This is a genomic window from Mesorhizobium qingshengii (genome assembly GCF_900103325.1).
Lineage (GTDB): Bacteria > Pseudomonadota > Alphaproteobacteria > Rhizobiales > Rhizobiaceae > Mesorhizobium > Mesorhizobium qingshengii.
In genome coordinates this window covers 1-3,374 of the sequence record NZ_FMXM01000072.1, presented here as the reverse complement: position 1 = coordinate 3,374, position 3,374 = coordinate 1, and the positions used below count along the sequence as shown (strand labels likewise).

Below are 3,374 nucleotides of genomic sequence, written 5' to 3'. Positions count from 1 at the left end.
AAAATCGCGTGTCTCGCCGCAGCGTGACAGCCGTCCCGGCCAGCTATCGCTGCATCAATCCGCTGATAACTTTACAGTGCCGTGGGAAGTCCTTCGGCAGAAGCCGCCATGCTCCGCCCGACGAAGCCATGTAAAGCAGCGCGTTCACGAGCTCGCGCAGGTCCGTCTTCCGCGGCCGGCCGATCCGGTTCGGCGCCGGCATCAGCGGCTCGATCAGCGCCCACTCCGCGTCCGTCAGGTCGCTTGCGTAGCGCGGGCAGCGCCGTTCATAGTGAGGGCCAGTGGTTTCGGTCCAGGGCATCATGATCTCCGTCGAATCTCAGCAATCCGACAGAATCACAACCCGCTGAAATCACTCACTTCTTTTTGGAGCGGACACTTAGAGTTTGCGACAGAACCTTTCGAACTGCTCGGCCAAGGACGGATTCGGATTGAAGGCGTACCTCGCCTGTCACTTGCGCATCATGTGAATCATTTCGATGCCGGTCAGAATGGTGGCTGCGGGGGCCGATCGGCAACAGAATCCGCACGACAGTGCTGACCCCGGGCGTGGATTTAATTCTCACATTGCCACGCATCGCGCTCACCATTTCAATGCAACCTGTCAAACCGAGCCCAGGGTTCGACCCTCCTCGCGTCGAAAAGAACGGCGTTGCGGCTTTGCCCAGAATATCCGAGGACATGCCACAACCATTGTCTGCAATTTCAATGAGAAGCCTGCGCGCGAACAAAAAGCGTCGATTGAGAAGGCGCGCTCCAATTGTGACCTGTTTGTCTTGTTTTCCTTGAACAGCCGTCATAGCGTTGTTTACAAGCTCTTCGACAATCATGCGAACTTGGGTCGCCGGAACTTGCAGCTCCTGCACGTTGTCTTCGATGTCAAATCGGATGTGAGTGTCCAGTGCACCGCGATTCTCCTGAAGAAGTTTGCCGAGCGGCTGGGTACGAACGTCGCGCTCTGAATTGGCGATCCTTATGAGCCCGTTAGTGACACCTTCAAGTTCCTTTACCGCGTCTTGTGCTGCCTTATGCATCACGGGTGATGCTGAAGTCTGATCGCCAAGAAACAGCCGAAGTGCGACAAGGCGTGATCGGGTCATATGCGCATGCAGCAACGAAAAAGCCCGAACGTATCCATCGCGGCGCCTGGAAAACTCGGCACGTTGCACAATTATTATGAAGCCGATAACCACCAAAACGAGCGCGAGTGCGAAAACGAAGCGGTTACGCGTAGCAGCGATCGTGATCTTTGCTTTCTCTTTGACGCTGGTGCGGTAAGCAGCTGGCAAACGAGCGATTTCGGACAGAGATTGCTCGATTTCGTCCGTGCACCGGAGCGCCTCATAGTAACCTCTGCCGGTCAGAGCGACTGGCGCGACCTGCGTCTTTATGGCTTTCCGGGCTCTGAGCAGAAGTTCGACCTCCTTTTGGCTCAACTGTCGGAGCGTCAGTAGTCGGTCGATATTTTCGACGATCGATGTGATTTGGCGCCCGAACGCCGGCTCGAGTTCTCCGGTCGCGCTGGCGAGACGAAGCCAGCCGGCAATCCGCGTGATGCCCACCCGGGCCTCTCCCGCCAGGTGCAGAGTTTCGAAGGCCTTGCCGATTGATCGTCCGGTCTCTTGTCGGTAGTGTTCGGACAGAACAAACGACCAGCAGCCTAGTGACAGTGCCATCGCCAGCGCGGCGTAGATGCCGGCTGTGGAGTTGAAGAATCGTTTTAGGATCATGGCACCGGCTGCACCGTAGTGAACCGGCGAAAAATGAGCAGTGCCCAAGCACATATGAGGATGGCAGCCACTCTAAAAAAAGAAATACGGAACACTTCAATCGGATCCCTTTATACTCATTAATCAGCCCCTGATGAGCCGTGTATGTCATACTGGTCGAATTATTTCGTGCACGTTTCAGCGACGAAACTATCGAGTAGGTTCAACTGTATGATCTGACCGGCTGCTATGTCGTTTGCGGCGACCAACGCATTTGTGTCCGGGCTTCACAGCTAATCAGGGTTCAGGAAAACTCGCTGTTCCCGAGCATCCGATCCGGTTCATGTGGTCTTAATTGCCGTAGACTAGGGAATGACGTCTGTTTCAGACAAGGTAAGCTGCAGGCATCATCACTATGGTGCAGCCTTCCTCGCCAGTCCTTGGCTCAGTCGGCTCCTGCAGTCAGTGCCGCAGCGATCTCACCACGCAGCCATTTGTGCTCTGGGTCGCGATGACAACGCTCGTGCCAGATCAGCGCAACCTCGTAGGGCTCCATTTTGATCGGTAGGTCGACCGCCCTGAGCGGTAGCATGGCGGAAAACCGCATAGCCGCCCGGTGCGGGACAACGAGGGCCATATCGGAAGTCGCAGCCACCATGGCGGCTGTTAACACGTTGGAAAACCGCATCCTGCGGTCCGGTAATCCCAACTCTGGCATAACGTCGTAAATTTGCCCGACTTGGCTACCGGAGTCTGAACTGATGGCGGCATGACGCAGGGCCATAACGCTCTCAATTGTCCGTTCCTGCGCCAGTGACGGGTGGTCGTGGCGCAGCAAGCACACGAAGTGGTCAGTATAGAGGCGGCGGCGCAAGTAGCCTGGCGGAGCGGCGGCTATCTGCCCAATGGCCAGATCGATATCGCCATCCTCAAGCGCTCGTAGAGTGCCTTTAAAGAGCGAATGGAAGACGATCTCAAGGTCAGGCGCGCGCTGCATGAGCCGGGGCAGCAGGATCAGCGTTTGGTGATCGGGCACGGCGATCGTGGCCTTCGAACGCCACTCCCCTGTGGGGACGCTGCTGTCCACCAAAATTTTTCGAATCGCATTCAACGCCGATGGCAGCATTAGGGCCAAGCGTTCGCCTTGCGACGTCAAAACGAAGCCCCTTGAGCCTCGGACCAAGAGTTCATCATTGAAAATGTCGCGCAACATCGCCAACGCCCGGCTCATCGCTGGTTGACTTTTGCCGACGCGCCAGCCCGCATGCGTGACGTTGCGGGCTTCCAGCAAGGCTTCCAATGCCACCAGCAGGTTCAGGTCGATGGATGCCAGATTCAGATTTGGTCGCCGTTCGACATAGTGGTGGGGGGCTAACAGACCTGCGTGCGGCCGACTGCAATTTTGTGCGGCATTTCGACAAGAGAGCTCGCGCATGGTCTCTATTCCTCGATTCGTCGGGTTCGGGGATTTCCACAACCTCCCACGCTGACGACCATGGACGTATTCCGTTTCCTAAAAAAGGGGGGCGGCCCTCCCTATTTGGATTGTGCCCCTTGGGACGGACATCTATCGGGCGGCATTTCGCCCGGGAGATCAAGCGACGGTCAGCCGGCTGCCTGGGCGACAAATGGCATCTCGACGAATGTGTGGTGGCCATCAATGGC

At 56.8% G+C, this 3,374-nt stretch carries 1 protein-coding gene and 3 pseudogenes; 1 reads left to right on the top strand and 3 read right to left on the bottom strand.

The features are described 5' to 3' along the window. Positions 1–82: 82 nt before the first annotated feature. The 3 genes and pseudogenes from BLS48_RS34210 to BLS48_RS34200 form a co-directional block, all read right to left on the bottom strand. Positions 83–301, bottom strand: a pseudogene (locus tag BLS48_RS34210) (transposase); the annotation flags it as partial. 220 nt (positions 302–521) lie between these two features. Then, positions 522–830, bottom strand: a pseudogene (locus BLS48_RS36495) (ATP-binding protein); the annotation flags it as partial. A 1,324-nt stretch (positions 831–2,154) separates the two neighbouring features. Continuing rightward, positions 2,155–3,144, bottom strand: coding sequence for a LysR family transcriptional regulator (locus BLS48_RS34200; protein WP_084791830.1), 990 nt, complete (start codon positions 3,142–3,144; stop codon positions 2,155–2,157). Positions 3,145–3,281: 137 nt separating this feature from the next. Between BLS48_RS34200 and BLS48_RS36490 the strand changes: the two are divergent. Further along, a pseudogene (locus BLS48_RS36490) lies at positions 3,282–3,374 on the top strand (IS6 family transposase); the annotation flags it as partial.